At 68.7% G+C, this 13924-nt stretch carries 17 protein-coding genes; 7 read left to right on the top strand and 10 right to left on the bottom strand.

Features of this window, described 5'->3' with window-relative positions:
* Positions 1-10: 10 nt before the first annotated feature.
* Both K320_RS0112800 and cysS read right to left on the bottom strand, forming a co-directional pair.
* Positions 11-658: a DNA-3-methyladenine glycosylase family protein gene (locus tag K320_RS0112800; RefSeq protein WP_051384913.1), complete on the bottom strand. Its 648-nt coding sequence runs from the start codon at positions 656-658 to the stop codon at positions 11-13.
* Between the two features lie 32 nt (positions 659-690).
* Positions 691-2067 (bottom strand): cysteine--tRNA ligase, encoded by a 1377-nt coding sequence (gene cysS / locus K320_RS0112795; RefSeq protein ID WP_024539239.1) that lies wholly within the window; start codon positions 2065-2067, stop codon positions 691-693.
* A gap of 131 nt (positions 2068-2198) precedes the next feature.
* Between cysS and K320_RS0112790 the strand changes: the two genes are divergently transcribed.
* The 5 genes from K320_RS0112790 to K320_RS0112770 all read left to right on the top strand — a co-directional run bounded on the left by K320_RS0112790 (position 2199) and on the right by K320_RS0112770 (position 6023).
* Positions 2199-3218 carry a nuclear transport factor 2 family protein gene (locus tag K320_RS0112790; protein WP_024539238.1) on the top strand — a complete coding sequence of 340 codons (1020 nt, stop codon included), beginning with the start codon at positions 2199-2201 and terminating at the stop codon, positions 3216-3218.
* A gap of 80 nt (positions 3219-3298) precedes the next feature.
* The gene (locus tag K320_RS0112785; protein WP_024539237.1) at positions 3299-3880 is read left to right on the top strand and encodes a peptidylprolyl isomerase; all 582 of its coding nucleotides are present in this window, start codon (positions 3299-3301) and stop codon (positions 3878-3880) included.
* A gap of 10 nt (positions 3881-3890) precedes the next feature.
* Positions 3891-4418, top strand: a complete 528-nt coding sequence (locus K320_RS0112780) for a peptidylprolyl isomerase (RefSeq protein ID WP_024539236.1) — start codon at positions 3891-3893, stop codon at positions 4416-4418.
* Positions 4419-4428: 10 nt separating this feature from the next.
* Positions 4429-5202, top strand: a complete 774-nt coding sequence (locus K320_RS0112775; RefSeq protein WP_024539235.1) for a UDP-2,3-diacylglucosamine diphosphatase — start codon at positions 4429-4431, stop codon at positions 5200-5202.
* Positions 5202-6023, top strand: a complete 822-nt coding sequence (locus K320_RS0112770) for a M90 family metallopeptidase (RefSeq protein WP_024539234.1) — start codon at positions 5202-5204, stop codon at positions 6021-6023. Before K320_RS0112775 ends, K320_RS0112770 begins: the two co-directional genes overlap by 1 nt.
* Positions 6024-6029: 6 nt before the next feature.
* On the opposite strand, the gene K320_RS0112765 is transcribed toward K320_RS0112770, so the two are convergent.
* The 5 genes from K320_RS0112765 to hemN form a co-directional block, all read right to left on the bottom strand.
* Positions 6030-6923, bottom strand: a complete 894-nt coding sequence (locus K320_RS0112765; protein ID WP_024539233.1) for a DUF3014 domain-containing protein — start codon at positions 6921-6923, stop codon at positions 6030-6032.
* 69 nt (positions 6924-6992) lie between these two features.
* Positions 6993-7697 (bottom strand): uracil-DNA glycosylase, encoded by a 705-nt coding sequence (locus K320_RS0112760; RefSeq protein WP_024539232.1) that lies wholly within the window; start codon positions 7695-7697, stop codon positions 6993-6995.
* A 60-nt stretch (positions 7698-7757) separates the two neighbouring features.
* On the bottom strand, positions 7758-8762 hold the full coding sequence (locus K320_RS18410; RefSeq protein ID WP_024539231.1) for a diguanylate cyclase domain-containing protein: 1005 nt from the start codon (positions 8760-8762) through the stop codon (positions 7758-7760).
* Positions 8759-8887 (bottom strand): hypothetical protein, encoded by a 129-nt coding sequence (locus K320_RS19660; protein WP_281172644.1) that lies wholly within the window; start codon positions 8885-8887, stop codon positions 8759-8761. Before K320_RS19660 ends, K320_RS18410 begins: the two co-directional genes overlap by 4 nt.
* A gap of 44 nt (positions 8888-8931) precedes the next feature.
* Positions 8932-10317: an oxygen-independent coproporphyrinogen III oxidase gene (gene hemN / locus K320_RS0112745; protein WP_024539230.1), complete on the bottom strand. Its 1386-nt coding sequence runs from the start codon at positions 10315-10317 to the stop codon at positions 8932-8934.
* A 106-nt stretch (positions 10318-10423) separates the two neighbouring features.
* Between hemN and fnr the strand changes: the two genes are divergently transcribed.
* Positions 10424-11140: a fumarate/nitrate reduction transcriptional regulator Fnr gene (gene fnr, locus K320_RS0112740; protein WP_024539229.1), complete on the top strand. Its 717-nt coding sequence runs from the start codon at positions 10424-10426 to the stop codon at positions 11138-11140.
* A 67-nt stretch (positions 11141-11207) separates the two neighbouring features.
* Here fnr and arfB read toward each other — a convergent pair whose 3' ends face one another.
* A complete protein-coding gene (arfB, locus tag K320_RS0112735) occupies positions 11208-11618 on the bottom strand; it encodes an alternative ribosome rescue aminoacyl-tRNA hydrolase ArfB (protein ID WP_024539228.1) in 411 nt (136 codons plus the stop codon).
* A gap of 39 nt (positions 11619-11657) precedes the next feature.
* On the opposite strand from arfB, the gene K320_RS0112730 reads away from it, so the two are divergent.
* Positions 11658-12536, top strand: a complete 879-nt coding sequence (locus tag K320_RS0112730; RefSeq protein WP_024539227.1) for a DMT family transporter — start codon at positions 11658-11660, stop codon at positions 12534-12536.
* On the opposite strand, the gene K320_RS0112725 is transcribed toward K320_RS0112730, so the two are convergent.
* Both K320_RS0112725 and aroQ read right to left on the bottom strand, forming a co-directional pair.
* Positions 12523-13395 carry an alpha/beta fold hydrolase gene (locus K320_RS0112725; RefSeq protein ID WP_029696116.1) on the bottom strand — a complete coding sequence of 291 codons (873 nt, stop codon included), beginning with the start codon at positions 13393-13395 and terminating at the stop codon, positions 12523-12525. The two genes, K320_RS0112730 and K320_RS0112725, sit on opposite strands and share 14 nt — an antisense overlap.
* On the bottom strand, positions 13389-13835 hold the full coding sequence (aroQ, locus tag K320_RS0112720; protein WP_024539225.1) for a type II 3-dehydroquinate dehydratase: 447 nt from the start codon (positions 13833-13835) through the stop codon (positions 13389-13391). Before aroQ ends, K320_RS0112725 begins: the two co-directional genes overlap by 7 nt.
* Positions 13836-13924 lie beyond the last annotated feature (89 nt).

Raw genomic sequence — 13924 nt, 5'->3', positions numbered from 1 at the left:
GGACTTCAATTCAGACCGGAAGCGGATCCAATGAGCGCCAAATATACCAACTCGCCACGCTGCACCAGGGCGCCCAGGCCTGGGCCACCTCGCGGATTTCGCTGCGGCTCACCGCCTCGCCCGAGAAATAGTGGCGGCTGATGCCGCGCGCCAGGCCCACATCGTCGAGCGGCAGCACATTGGGCCGCGCGAGGTGGAAGATCAGCAGCATCTCGGCCGTCCAGCGGCCCACGCCGCGGATGGCGGTGAGCTCGGCGATGATGGCCTCGTCCTCCATCCGCGCCCAATCCTGCACATGCAGGCGGCCGTCGCTGAAGTGCAGCGCCAGATCCACCAGGTAATCCACCTTGCGCGCCGACAGGCCGGCGGCGCGCATGTCGTCCACCTTGAGCAGCAGCACGCGCCGGGGCGTGACCTTGCGCGAGAGCCTGGCAAAGCGCTCCCAGATGCTGGAGGCCGCCGCCACCGAGACCTGCTGGCCGATGATGGAACGCGCCAGCGTCGCGAACGCGTCCTGCCGGGGCTGCAGGGCGGCGTTCTCGAACTGCGGGATCAGACGGCGCAGCACGCGGTCTTTCCGGGCCAGGTGCTTGCAGGCATCGGTCCAGTAATCCGGTTCGGAATTAACGGTTTTGATAGCTATCACCGACCGTCCCATCTGCGTTTTAGCCCTATTTCCATGTTGGACATTCAGACCGCCTCCCAAGTCGTGCCGCCGGGGCCGTCCTTGAGTGCAACGCCTTGCGCCAGCAACTCCTGGCGGATGCGGTCGGCCTCGGCCCAGTTCTTGGCGGCCTTGGCGGCGGCACGCGCGGCGATCTGCACCGCGATCTGCGCTTCATCCAATGGGCTGCCGGCCTGCAGAAAGGCCTGCGGATCGCCCTGCAGCAGACCCAGAACGCCGCCCAGCGCCTTCAGCAGGCCAGCGGTCCGCGCCGACCGGCTGCGGTTGACATCCGCGGCCAGCTCGAACAGCACAGCCACCGCCTCGGGCGTGCCGAAATCCTCGTCCATCGCCGCCTTGAAGCGCGCGGCGTGCGGCTCGCTCCAGTCCATCTCCACCGCCTCGGGCGCCACCAGCGACAGCGCGGTGTACAGCCGCTTGAGCGCGGCGCGCGCATCGTCCAGGTGCACGTCGCTGTAATTCAGCGGGCTGCGGTAGTGGCTGCGCACGACGAAAAAGCGCACGGTCTCGGCGTCGTAGACCTTGAGCACGTCGCGGATGGTGAAGAAGTTGCCCAGGCTCTTGGACATCTTCTCGTTGTCCACGTTGATGAAACCGTTGTGCATCCAGACCTGCGCGAAGGGCTTGCCGGTGACCCCCTCGCTCTGCGCGATTTCATTTTCGTGGTGCGGGAACGCCAGATCGGCGCCGCCGCCATGGATGTCGAAACTCTCGCCCAGCAGCGCGCAACCCATGGCCGAGCATTCGATATGCCAGCCCGGGCGCCCGGCGCCCCAGGGGCTTTGCCATTTCACCTCGTCGGGCTCCTCGGGCTTGGCGGACTTCCACAGCACGAAATCCAGCGGATCGCGCTTGCCGTCCTGCACCGCCACGCGCTCGCCGGCGTTGAGCTCATCGAGCGACTTGCCCGAGAGCCTGCCGTAGCCCGGAAACTGGCGCACGGCGAAATTCACGTCGCCGCCCTGCCCCGCCTGGTAGGCCAGGCCTTTGTGTTCGAGCCGGCCGATCATGCCCAGCATCTGCGGCACGTAGTCGGTGGCGCGCGGCTCGTGCGTGGGGCGCTCAACGCCCAGCGCATCGGCGTCCTGGTGCAGCGCGGCGATCATGCGGTCCGTCAGGCTGCGGATGCTCTCGCCGTTTTCCACCGCGCGGCGGATGATCTTGTCGTCGATGTCGGTGATGTTGCGCACATAGGTCACCGCCAGGCCGGAGGCGCGCAGCCAGCGCTGCACCACGTCGAACGCGATCATCGAGCGCGCATGGCCGAGATGGCACAGGTCGTAGACCGTCATGCCGCAGACATACATGCGCACATGGCCGGGTTGCAACGGGGCGAAAGCTTGCACCGCACGCGCAAGCGTGCTGTAGATACGCAGACTCATGGATGGTGTGGACAAAGGCGCCGCCCGCGCCGGCCGGCGGGCCGGGAGACCCCCTCAGATAGAATCCGCCGCAGTATAAATCGCGGGTCCCGCGCACAGATTCCACGCACTCCCGCACCCGGAGAATCTCCATGCCTTTCGCCCGCCTCTCCCTCCCCCGTTTTCTGCAGCTGGCGGCAGCGGCAGCGCTGCTGGCCGCATCGGCGGCGCAGGCGGCCGACTACGGCGACATCACCAGCCTGCTCAAGGCCGGCCAGCCCGCCCAGGCGCAGGTGCTGGTGGAGCAACGCCTGGCGGCCACGCCCAAGGATCCGCAGCTGATCTTCCTGCGCGGCGTGGCGCAGAGCGAAAGCAAGCAGGCCAAGGCGGCGATCGAGACTTTCAACGAGCTCATCCGCGACTACCCCGAGCTGCCCGAGCCCTACAACAACCTGGCCGTGCTGTATGCCCAGGACAACCAGCTCGACAAGGCGCGCGTGGCGCTGGAGATGGCGGTGCGCAGCAACCCGCGCTACGCCACGGCGCAGGAGAACCTAGGCGACATCTACGCCCGCCTGGCGGCGCAGGCCTACCACCAGGCGCTGCGGCTCAATGCCAGCGCGGGCGATGGCACCCAACGCAAGCTGGCGCTGATCCAGGAGCTGTTTGACACCCCGGGCGGCGCAGGCGCGGCACCGGCGAAGTCCAGCGAGGCGCCGGCCGCCGCACCCGCCACAACCGCCGCTGCCGCAGGCGCGGCGCCTGCCCCGGCGCCGGCAAGCACCGCCGAACACGGCAGCGCTGCCGCCGCGCAGCCTGGCGCACCGGCGCCCGACAGCCAGGCCGTGGCCAAGGCCATAGAGGCCTGGGCGCAGGCCTGGTCCGAGCGCGACGTGCCGCGATTTCTGGGCAGCTACGCCAGCGATTTCGTCCCGGAAAGCCCGCTGTCGCGCCAGGCCTGGGAAGAACGCAAGCGCACCCAGATCCGCAACAAATCGCACATCGACGTGCGGCTTTCAGACCTGCAGATCGCCCTACGGGGCCGGCAGGCGGTGGCGCAATTCCATCAGGCCTACCAGGGCGATGCGCTGCAATTGCAGACACGCAAGGAGCTGGCGCTGGTGCAGCAGGCGGGAACCTGGAAGATCGCGCGGGAATCCATTCTCCGGTGACGCACCGCCCATTGGCGGTGCAACGACCGGCACACCCTGCGCCAGCCATCGCCGGCGCTTTTTTCATTGAGGAATAACTGATGATCTCCAGACGGGCGGCCGCGCAGGCCATTTTCATCGGCGCCGCAGGCGCGCTGGGCCTGCCGCTGCAGGCCGCGGAGCAGGCCGCGCCCAGGGTGAAGCTCAAGACGAGCCTGGGTGACATCGTGGTCCAGCTCGACCCGGCCAAGGCGCCCAGGACAGTGGAAAATTTCCTGCAGTACGTCAAGGACAAGCACTACGACGGCACGGTGTTTCACCGCGTGATCAACGGCTTCATGATCCAGGGCGGCGGCTTTACGCCCGACATGGCGCAAAAGCCCACGCGAGCGCCCATCCCGCTCGAAGCCGGCAATGGCCTGAAAAACGACCAGTACACCATCGCCATGGCGCGCACCGGCGACCCGAATTCCGCCACCTCGCAGTTCTTCATCAACGTCAAGAACAACGACATGCTCAACGCCCCCAGCCCCGACGGCCACGGCTACGCGGTGTTCGGCAAGGTCGTCGAGGGGCAGGAGGTGGTTGACAAGATCAAGGCGGTTGCCACCGGCAACCGCGGCCCCTTCCAGAACGTACCCGCGACACCCGTCGTGATCGAATCCGCCACTGTCTTACCCTGAGGAAAACACCATGAACCACCCGCAAGTCCAGCTGAACGTCACCATCAACATGGCCGAAACCGCCACACCCGGCGTGATCGTGCTCGAACTCGACACCGACAAGGCGCCCGAATCCGCCGCCAACTTCCTCGCCTACGTGAACAAGGGCCACTACGACGGCACCATCTTTCACCGCGTGATCAAGAATTTCATGCTCCAGGGCGGCGGTTTCACCCCCGACATGCAGCAAAAATCCACGGATGCGCCGATCCGCAACGAGGCCGCCAACGGCCTGAAGAACGACAAGTACACCATCGCCATGGCGCGCACGGGCGACCCGCACAGCGCCACCGCGCAGTTCTTCATCAACGTGGTGGACAACGATTTCCTCAACCACACCGCGCCCTCGGGCCAGGGCTGGGGCTATGCGGTGTTCGGCAAGGTGGTGCAGGGCCAGGACGTGGTGGACCAGATCAAGGGCGTGCGCACCACGCGCAAGGGCCACCACGACGACGTGCCGTTCGACACCGTCGTGATCGACAAGGCCGTCGCGCTCTGAGCGGCAGGGCATGCCGGTGCCGCCCATCGCCGCACTGACGGCACCGAGCAGCTGGCGGGCCGTTGATTGCCTCTCGGACCTGCACCTGGACGCGGCGCACCCGGCCACGCTGCAGGGGCTCGCCAGCTACCTGGACCGCACGCCGGCCGATGCGGTGCTGATCCTCGGCGACCTGTTCGAGGTCTGGGTCGGCGACGATGCCATGACCGAGCCCGGCAGCTTTGAAGGCGAAGTCTGCACCTTGCTCGCCAAGGCCGGCCGCCAGCGCGCGCTGTACTTCATGCACGGCAACCGGGATTTTCTGGTGGGCCAGGGCTTTGCGCGCGCCACCGGCATCACGCTGCTGGCCGACCCCACGCTGCTCACGCTCGGCAGCCGGCGCTGGCTGCTGAGCCACGGCGATGCGCTATGCCTGGATGACGGGGATTACCAGCGCTTTCGCGCCATGGTGCGCGATCCGGCATGGCAAGCCAGCGTGCTCGCCCAGCCCCTGGCCGTGCGGCGCGCGCAGGCGCGCGGCATCCGCAGCGAGAGCGAGGCGCGCAAGCAATCGGGCGCGGCCTATGGCGACGTGGACAGCGCCGCGGCGCTCGATTGGCTGCGCGCCGCGCAGGCGCCCTGCCTCGTGCACGGCCACACCCACCGCCCGGCGGACCACCAGCTCGCGCCCGGCGTCACGCGCCTCGTGCTGACCGACTGGGATCTGGACGCGGCCGAGCCTCGCGCCGGGGTGCTGCGCCTGACCGCGCGGGGCGCCGGGCGGCTGCCGCTGGACGCGGTCTAGTGCCGCGCCTCTTCACCCGCCTCGCCACGCGGCTGCAACGGCTGCTGGCGCCCGTGCCGGTCATCGATGATGCGCTGTGGCTGCCCACGCTCGCGCACTACCCGTTTCTCGCGGCGCTGCCGCTGCAGGACCAGGCCAAGCTGCGCGCGCTCGCGGCGCTGTTCTTGCGGCACAAGGAATTCACCGGCGCGCATGGCCTGGCCGTCACCGATGCGATGGCGGTGGCGATCGCCGCCCAGGCCTGCCTGCCGCTGCTGCATTGGGGCGAGCCGCGCAATGCGCTGCGCTGGTACGGCGACTTCGTCGGCATCGTCGTGCACCCAAGCGAGGCGCTGGCGCACCGCGAAACCATGGACGCCGCGGGCGTGGTGCACCACTACAACGAACCCTTGCTGGGCGAGGCGATGGAGCATGGCCCGGTGATGCTGGTCTGGCCCGCGGTGCAGGAGGCCGGCCGGCGCGCCAGCAGCGTGGTGATCCACGAGTTCATGCACAAGATCGACATGCGCGCCGGGCATGCCAACGGCTGCCCGCCGCTGCCGCTGCATTTCATGGGCAGCGCCACCCTGCGCGCCGGCCGGCGCCTGTGGCGGCGCACCTGGACGGTGGCCTACCAGCGCTTTCGCGAACAGGTTGCGATGGCCGAGCGCTTTGGCGGCGACTGGCCCTGGCTGGACGCCTACGGCGCAACCGCGCCCGCCGAGTTCTTCGCCGTCGCCTGCGAGGCGTATTTCGTTGATCCGGCGGGGTTTGAGCGGGAGTTTCCCACGCTCATGCCGCTGCTGAATGCGTTCTTTCGCCCGGCTGCAGCGCCGGGCTGACGCGGGCTACGGCCTGGCCGCGGGCACCTTGGCAACGCGGGCGCGCACCTTGCCGAGCACGGCCTTGAGCCGGCGTTCGTTCTGCAGGCCGGCGCGCACCATGACCTTCTGCCCGGCGGAGAGCGCCTGCAGCTGCGGATCCACATACTCATAGCGCACCCAGGGGCGCAGCGAAGGCACCTGCCCTTCCACCTGCACCAGATGCACCGCCACCGGCCCCTGCGGCTCGGGCGCCGCCAGCAGGTGATCGATCACGGCCACCAGCCGGTCGTTGAAGTATTTGCCCGGAAAGCCCAGTTCCTCATACGCCACCTGGAACAGCGGGTAGAGCCGGGCGTACAGGCGCACCGCCGCCTCCACCGGAACGCCCTCGGCAAATGCCACGAAAGCGTCGTAGCGCTGCGCATTGACGTCGGCGATCTGTTCCGTGCCGCCGGCCTTCTGCACCGCGAAGCGCCCCGGCATGGGGTGCACCGGCCACATGCGGGCCGGCGCCTGATCACGTGCGAGGTTGTCGACGGTCGCCACCACACGGCGCACAAAGCCGTCGATCTGCAGAAAGGCGCCCACACGCCTGGCGCCCAGCAGCTCAGTCAAGGCCTTGCCCACTTCGGCATCGGCATCCGCGAGCGCCGGCAGCGCGGGCTGCGCGCCCTCGGGCTCTTCCACCGGGTTTTGCGGGGCTGCGGGCAGTTCCGGCTGCGGCTCCGGGGGCTGCGTCGCCACGGGCGCCGCGGCAGGCTGCTCAACGGCCGCAGGCACCGCCGCCGGCGCCTGCCGCCCGTGCCACCAGTTCCAGCCGAACCCCGCCGCCGCGAGCAGCAGAACCAGCGCCACCAGCCAGGCGCCACCGCCGCGTCTGCGCGGCGGGCGCAATTCCTTGGGATCGTGCATGGGCATGTGCTGTCTCCTTTCGCGCCCGCAAGCTTACAGCGTCGGCACCGGCTGCGGGAGAGCGCCCGGCCCGCGTCAATACCCGTGCTGCTGGCGAAACGCCCGCGCCTTGCCGAAGTGCCCGCAGCCGATGAAGGGCACGGGCGGGCGCAGCGCCGACAGGGGCGAGGGGTGGTTGGCGCAGAGCACGAGGTGGCCGCGATCCACCGGTATCAGCGCGCGCTTGGCCTGCGCATGGCTGCCCCAGAGCATGAAGACGACAGGCCGCTCGCCCTCGGCCACGTGGCGGATCACCGCGTCGGTGAGCAGTTCCCAGCCCTTGTCGGCGTGGCTGGCGGGCTGGCCCTCTTCCACCGTCAGGCAGGTGTTGAGCAGCAGCACGCCATGGCCGGCCCAGTGCGCCAGAGAACCGCCGGGCGCGGGAAACGCCGGCCAGGGCGTGGCCAGATCGCGCTGCAGCTCCTTGAAGATGTTGCGCAGCGAGGGCGGCAGCGGCACGCCCGGCGCAACGGAAAACGCCAGCCCCTCGGCCTGCCCGCGGCCGTGGTAAGGGTCCTGGCCCAGGATGACGACGCGCACCGCTTCGGGCGCGGTGAGCTGCAGGGCGCGCAGCGGCTGGGGCGGAAAAATCGCCGCGCCAGCCGCCAGGCGCTGGCCGAGGAAATCCAGCAGGCCCCGCCCGCGCTCGCCCTCGAAGAACGCGCGCACCAGCGCCGCCCAGCCGTCCGCGACCGGCCAGTCGGCGGGTTGGGCAGACATCAATTGGACAGGGACTGGCATGGCGCTGGATTATCTGATTGGAAACTTGTTTTTTTCATGCCTGACATACGTTTAATGCTATTAATTTTGAATACACTGCAGCGCCTCAAGGGCCGCGTTCCGCCCCTGGGACTTGGACCGGTACAGGCCGGCATCGGCCTGGCGCACCAGAGCGGCCGGATCGCCGCCTGCCTGCGGCACCACACAGGCAATGCCCACGCTGATGGTGAGCACCGGCGCCACCGGCGAGCGCGGGTGTGCGATCTGCTGCTCCAGCACCGCCTGGCGCAGCCGCTCGGCCACCGCACGGGCGCCGGACAGGTCGCACTGCGGCAGCAGGCAGACGAATTCCTCGCCGCCGTAGCGCGCCAGCAGGTCCGGCCCACGGCCCAGGCAGGCCGACAGCGCCGCCGCCACCTGCCGCAGGCAGGCATCGCCACGCGCGTGACCGTGGCTGTCGTTGTAGGCCTTGAAGTGGTCGATATCCAGCATCAGCACCGCCAGCGGCAGACGGCTGCGGCCGCAGCGGCTCCATTCACGGGCCAGCGCTTCATCAAAACTGCGGCGGTTGGGCACGCCGGTCAGCGCGTCCACATAGGCCAGTTTGCGCAGCAGCTCGTTCTGCGCCAAGTGCACGGTATGGTCCTCGAAGGTGACGAGCAGCCGCTCGCCAAAGACCATCCCGGCCACGTCCATCACATGGTGCGCGCCGTCGCGCGAGGTGATGCGGTAGGGCCGGGCGGCGATCTGCCCGTTCACCGCAGCCGCCTTGCTGCGCTTCCACTGGGCCGCCGCCTCGTCGCGGTAGGCCGGGTCGGGGTAGGCCTGCACCGCCCACTCGCGCAGACTGGGCACGTCCTGCTCGGAAAAGCCGAGCTGGTCCAGAAACCGCTGGTTGCGGTAATAGATGCGCAAGTCCGCATCGACCATGCACAGGGCCACCGGCATCTCGCTGATGATCTGGCGCAGCACCTGCTCGGTCTCCTGCAGCCGCCGCGCCTTCCTGCGCAGGGACAGCCAGGCCGCTGCCATGGCAAGCGCCAGGGCCGCAACCATCAGCCATGCCAGCAGCAGGGCCGCCGTCATGCCTGCCGCCGCGGGCAGTTGCCGCCCACCGTGTCACCGCCCGCCGTGCCGCTGCCCGCCATGCGCTCGTCCCTGTCCCGTGTTCTCACGTCCACCTGCGCCATGAAGCCAAGGAAACCCGCCATCCTACGCAGGCTTGGCCGTCAGCGCCAGTGCAAAGCCTGCCGGTTCAGAGGATTTTGGAGAATTGCGCCCGGCTTTCCTGCGCCTGCAGGTAGCGGTCGAACACCATGGCAATGCCGCGCACGAAAAACCAGCCCAGCGGCGTGACCTCGATCGCATCGGCGCTCAGATGCACCAGGCCATCGTCGTGCATCGTGCGCAGGCGGGCCAGTTCGGGCGCGAAGGTGCTGCGAAAGTCGATGAGGTGCGCGGCTTCAATCGCCTCGAACTGCACCCGCCCCTGGCACATGATGGCGTTGATGACCGCGCGGCGCAGCACGTCGTCGCGCGACAGCGCCACGCCGCGCACGATGGGCAGGTGGCCGTGGTCCAGCATGTCCTGGTACTGCAGCAAATCCTTGGCGTTCTGGCTGTAGGTGGCACCCACCTTGCCGATGGCGGAATTGCCCAGCGAGATCAGATCGCAATCGGGCTGCGTGCTGTAGCCCTGGAAGTTGCGGTGCAGCCGCCCCTGGCGCCTGGCCACCGCCAGCGAATCGCCCGGCAGCGCGAAGTGGTCCATGCCGATGTAGACATAGCCCGCCTGCTCGAACATGGCGATCGAGTGCGACAGCATCGCGATCTTGTGCCTGGCCGCCGGGATGTCGGCGGCGCGGATGTGGCGCTGCGACTTGACGCGCGCCGGCAGGTGCGCATAGGCGTAGAGCGCGATGCGGTCGGGCCGCAGCTCGGCCACCTGAGCCAGGGTGCGGTCAAACGACTCGGGCGTCTGCCTGGGCAGGCCGTAGATCAGATCGACGTTGATCGAATCGAAGCCGATGCGGCGCGCCGCCGCGACCAGCGCGAACACCTGCTCCGCCGGCTGCACGCGGTGCACCGCCTTCTGCACCTCGGGGTCGAAGTCCTGCACGCCGAAGCTCAGGCGGTTGAAGCCCAGTGCGCGGATGACCTGCAGGCGTTCGGCGCTGATGGTGCGCGGATCGATCTCGATTGAATACTCGCCCTTGGGCGCGAAGGCAAAACGCCGACGCAGCATGTCCATCAGCCCGGAGAGCTCTTCGTCGCTCAGGAAGGTGGGCGTGCCCCCGCCGAAATGCAGCTGGCTGACCGGCTGGCCGGCGCCGCCCAGGTGTTTGACATGCAAATCCAGCTCGCGCTCGACATAGCCCAGGTAGGGCGCGGCGCGCTCGTGGTGCTTGGTGATGATCTTGTTGCAGGCGCAGTAATAGCACAGCGATTCGCAGAACGGCAGGTGCACGTAGAGCGAGAGCGGCTGGGCGGCCGGGCTGGAGCCCACCCCGCGCTGGCGCAGCGCCTGCAGGTAATCGTCCTCGCCGAAGGCCTCGACGAAACGATCGGCCGTCGGGTAGGAGGTGTAGCGGGGTCCGGAGACGTCGAACCGCTGGATCAGCTCGGGGGTAATCATCGGCATGGTCAACGCTACTGTCGTCCGCCGGACATCCGGTGTCCTTGATCGGCATCAAGATTGCTGCGCCCTTGCCTAGAATGAGCGCCTACGCCACGACCGAGCCAACGCCATGCCCCACCGCGCCCTCCAGATCGCCTGTTCGCGCTGCAGCCTGCGTGAGCTGTGCATGCCGGTCGACGTCAGCGCCGCCGACATGGAGCGCCTGGACACGCTGGTCACCACGCGCCAGCGCGTGAAAAAGGGCGATGCGCTGTATTCGCGCGGCGAACGCTTCAGCGGGCTCTACGCCATACGCTCGGGCTTCTTCAAGACCCGCATCACCACGCACGACGGGCGCGAGCAGGTGACGGGCTTCCAGATGGCGGGCGAGATCATGGGGCTCGATGGCATCGTCTCGGACGAGCACACCTGCGACGCGCTGGCGCTGGAAGACGCCGAGGTCTGCGAGATGCCATACGACCGCATCGAATCGCTCTCGCACGAGGTGCCCGCGCTGCAGACCCACGTGCACAAGATCATGAGCCGCGAAATCGTGCGCGAGCACGGCGTGATGCTGCTGCTGGGCAGCATGCGCGCCGAGGAGCGCGTCGCCTCCTTTCTGCTGAACCTGCTGCAGCGCCTGCATGCGCGCGGCTTCTCCGAGGCCGAACTGGTGCTGCGCATGACGCGCGAGGAGATCGGCAGCTACCTGGGGCTGACGCTGGAGACGGTGAGCCGCACCTTCTCGCGCTTTGCCGAGGACGGACTGATCGAGGTCAAGCACCGGCAGGTGCGCATCGTCGACGGCGCGGGGCTGCACGCCATCGTCAACAGCGGCACGCGCTGATTCCCTGGCGTATAGCTATTCAAAAGATAGCTTTCAGCGCTTGATGGACAAGAGCAAACACCATTTTTCATTCAAATTTCCCTGTGCCGGAGCGCAGCGCCTTGACCGCGCCGCGTTCGCGCTTGGCCTGCAGGCGCCGCTCGCGCGAGGCGCGTGTGGGCCGGGTGGCGCGCCGTGTCCGGGGCGGGCGCGCCACCTGCGCCACCAGTTCCTGCAGCCGCTGCAGCGCATCGAGCCGGTTGGCCTGCTGCGTGCGGTAGCGCTGCGCGCGGATCACCACCTCGCCGGCGTCGGTGATGCGCGCATCGGGCAGCGCCAGCAGCCGCTGCTTCACATCGTCGGGCAGTGACGATGCGGCAATGTCAAAACGCAGATGCACCGCGCTGGACACCTTGTTGACGTTCTGCCCGCCCGCGCCCTGCGCGCGCATGGCGCTGAAACCCACCTCGCGCTCATCCACGAGCGACATCGTTACCATCGGCGTCTCCTGCCATTGCCCTGCATCCGCCCGTCCTCCATGCCCATTCTCTCGCGCCGCCAGCTGATCGGTCTCACGCTGCTGGTGCTCGCCTGGGGCATCAACTGGCCGGTGATGAAAGTGGCGCTGCGCGAGATGGGACCGCTGTATTTTCGCGCGCTCACCATGGGTCTGGGCGCGCTCGCGCTGGCGGGCTACTTTGCCACGCGGCGGATACGCCTGATGCCGCGCGGCTGGGTCGAATGGCGCGCGGTGGCGGTGCTGGGCCTGCCCAACATTCTCGGCTGGCATGCGCTCTCGATCATCGGCGTGGCGCAGCTGCCGGCCGGGCGCGCCGCCACGCTGGGCTTTACCATGCCGGTGTGGACGGTGCTGCTGTCGGTGCTGTTCTATGGCGAAAAGCTCACCGCGCGGCTGATGATCGCGGTGGCCGCCGTGCTCGCGGGCATCGCGCTGCTGCTGTGGAACGAGCTGGCGCAGATCGCCGGGCGGCCGGCCGGCATCGCCTGGATGCAGGGCGCGGCCTTCTGCTGGGCGCTGGGCACGATCTGGATGCGCCGCGCGCGGCTGACGCTGCCCGCCGAAACGCTGCTGGTGTGGATGATGGTGCTGGCGACCGCCGCCCTGGTGCCGCTGGCGCTGTGGCTGGACCCGCCGCAGCGCTGGAGCTTCAGCGCACCGGTCTGGGCCAGTCTCATCTGGGGCGTGTTCATCAACTACGGCCTGGCCCAGGTGATCTGGTTCGCCCTGGTGCGCGTGCTGCCGGCCACGACCAGCGCGATGAGCGTGATGGCGGTGCCCATCATCGGCATTCTGAGCGCGCCCTTCGTGATCGGCGAGTGGCCGCACTGGCAGGACCTGGCCGCCATGGCCTGCGTGGTGGTGGCGATCGGCGCGGTGCTGCTCAGGCGGGCGTAGCGCCCAGCGCGCCGAGCAAGACCCGGTCAAACGCCTGCGGCTGTTCGTACTGCGCCCAATGCCCCGCATCGGGTACCAAAGTGAAGCCACGGCCATCGCAGCCGGTGGCGCGCACGGCCGCCTGCAGTTCGTCAAACCGCCCGAGGTACAGCGCATCGTGCTCGCCGTAGATCACATGGACCGGGCAGCGCACCTGGCGCAGCGCGCGCGCCAGGATGTCGGTGTTGGAGAGGCGCCGGCGCTGCATGCGGTCGCGCGCCACGTTGTGCGCGTGCAGCGCCAGCGTCGCATCGTCGATCCGGCCGGCATCCGCCAGCATCAGCACCGCCAGGTTGTGGCGGTGCACGCGCTGCTGCGCTTCCCCATCGGCCAGATGCCGCCAGCCGCGCAGAGTGACCCGGTTGGCCCGCTGCTCGGTGAGCGCCGGCGCGCCGACCAGCACCAGCCGGCGCGCGCGCCCGGGATGCGCCGCCTCCAGCAGGCCGGCCGTCATCGCGCCAAAGGAAAACCCCACCAGATCGCAGACTTGCTCGCCAAACAGGCTTTGCAGCGATTGGTGCAACGGCTCTATCACCGCATCCACATCCTGCCCGACGGCGCCGGAATCGCCAAAGCCCGGAATATCCACCGCCCAGACCTCGCGGCCGCTGGCGGCCAGCGCATCGATGTTGCGCAGCCAGTGCGTCCAGCTGCCGCTGCCGCCATGCAACAGCACCAGCGGCGGATGGGCGTGCGCCGCCTGGCCCCAGACATGCCAGACGACGGCGCCTTCCCTGTCCGCCAGCGGGGTGCGGATGCAGCGCGCCCGCTGCGCCAGCCGCAGCACCGACGCGGGCGGTGTCACGGGCAGGGCTACCACTGGGCGATCGCTTCGATCGCGAGCGCGTAGCCCGCCACGCCCAGCCCGCAGATGACGCCGCGCGCGGCGGGCGAAATCCAGGAATGGTGCCGAAAGGACTCGCGCGCAAAGACGTTGCTGATGTGCAGCTCGATCAGCGGCACGCCCGTGCCCTTGATGGCATCGAGCAGCGCCACGCTGGTGTGCGTGTAGGCGCCGGCGTTGAGCACCACGCCTGCCAGCGTGCCCGCGGCGTGTTCGCGCCCGGCCTCGTGGATCCAGTCCACCAGCACGCCCTCGCGGTTGCTCTGGCGAAACACCATGGAAAAGCCATGCCGCGCGCAGGCCGCCTCGCACAGCCGCTCTACATCCGAGAGCGTATGCGCGCCATAGACCTGCGGCTCGCGCGTGCCCAGCAGGTTCAGGTTGGGGCCGTTGAGGACATGGACAGCTTCGGACATGGGCAGGGCTTTCAGAGAGAGCGCCGATTATGCGATGGGCCCCACGACGAAAACGGCCCCGCGCGGGGCCGTCGATACGCACTGCGGCG

The sequence above is a fragment of the Comamonas badia DSM 17552 genome (assembly GCF_000484635.1).
Classification (GTDB): Bacteria; Pseudomonadota; Gammaproteobacteria; order Burkholderiales; family Burkholderiaceae_C; genus Comamonas_C; species Comamonas_C badia.
The sequence above is the reverse complement of the archived record's forward strand: the minus strand, read 5'-3'. Positions and strand labels throughout refer to the sequence as shown.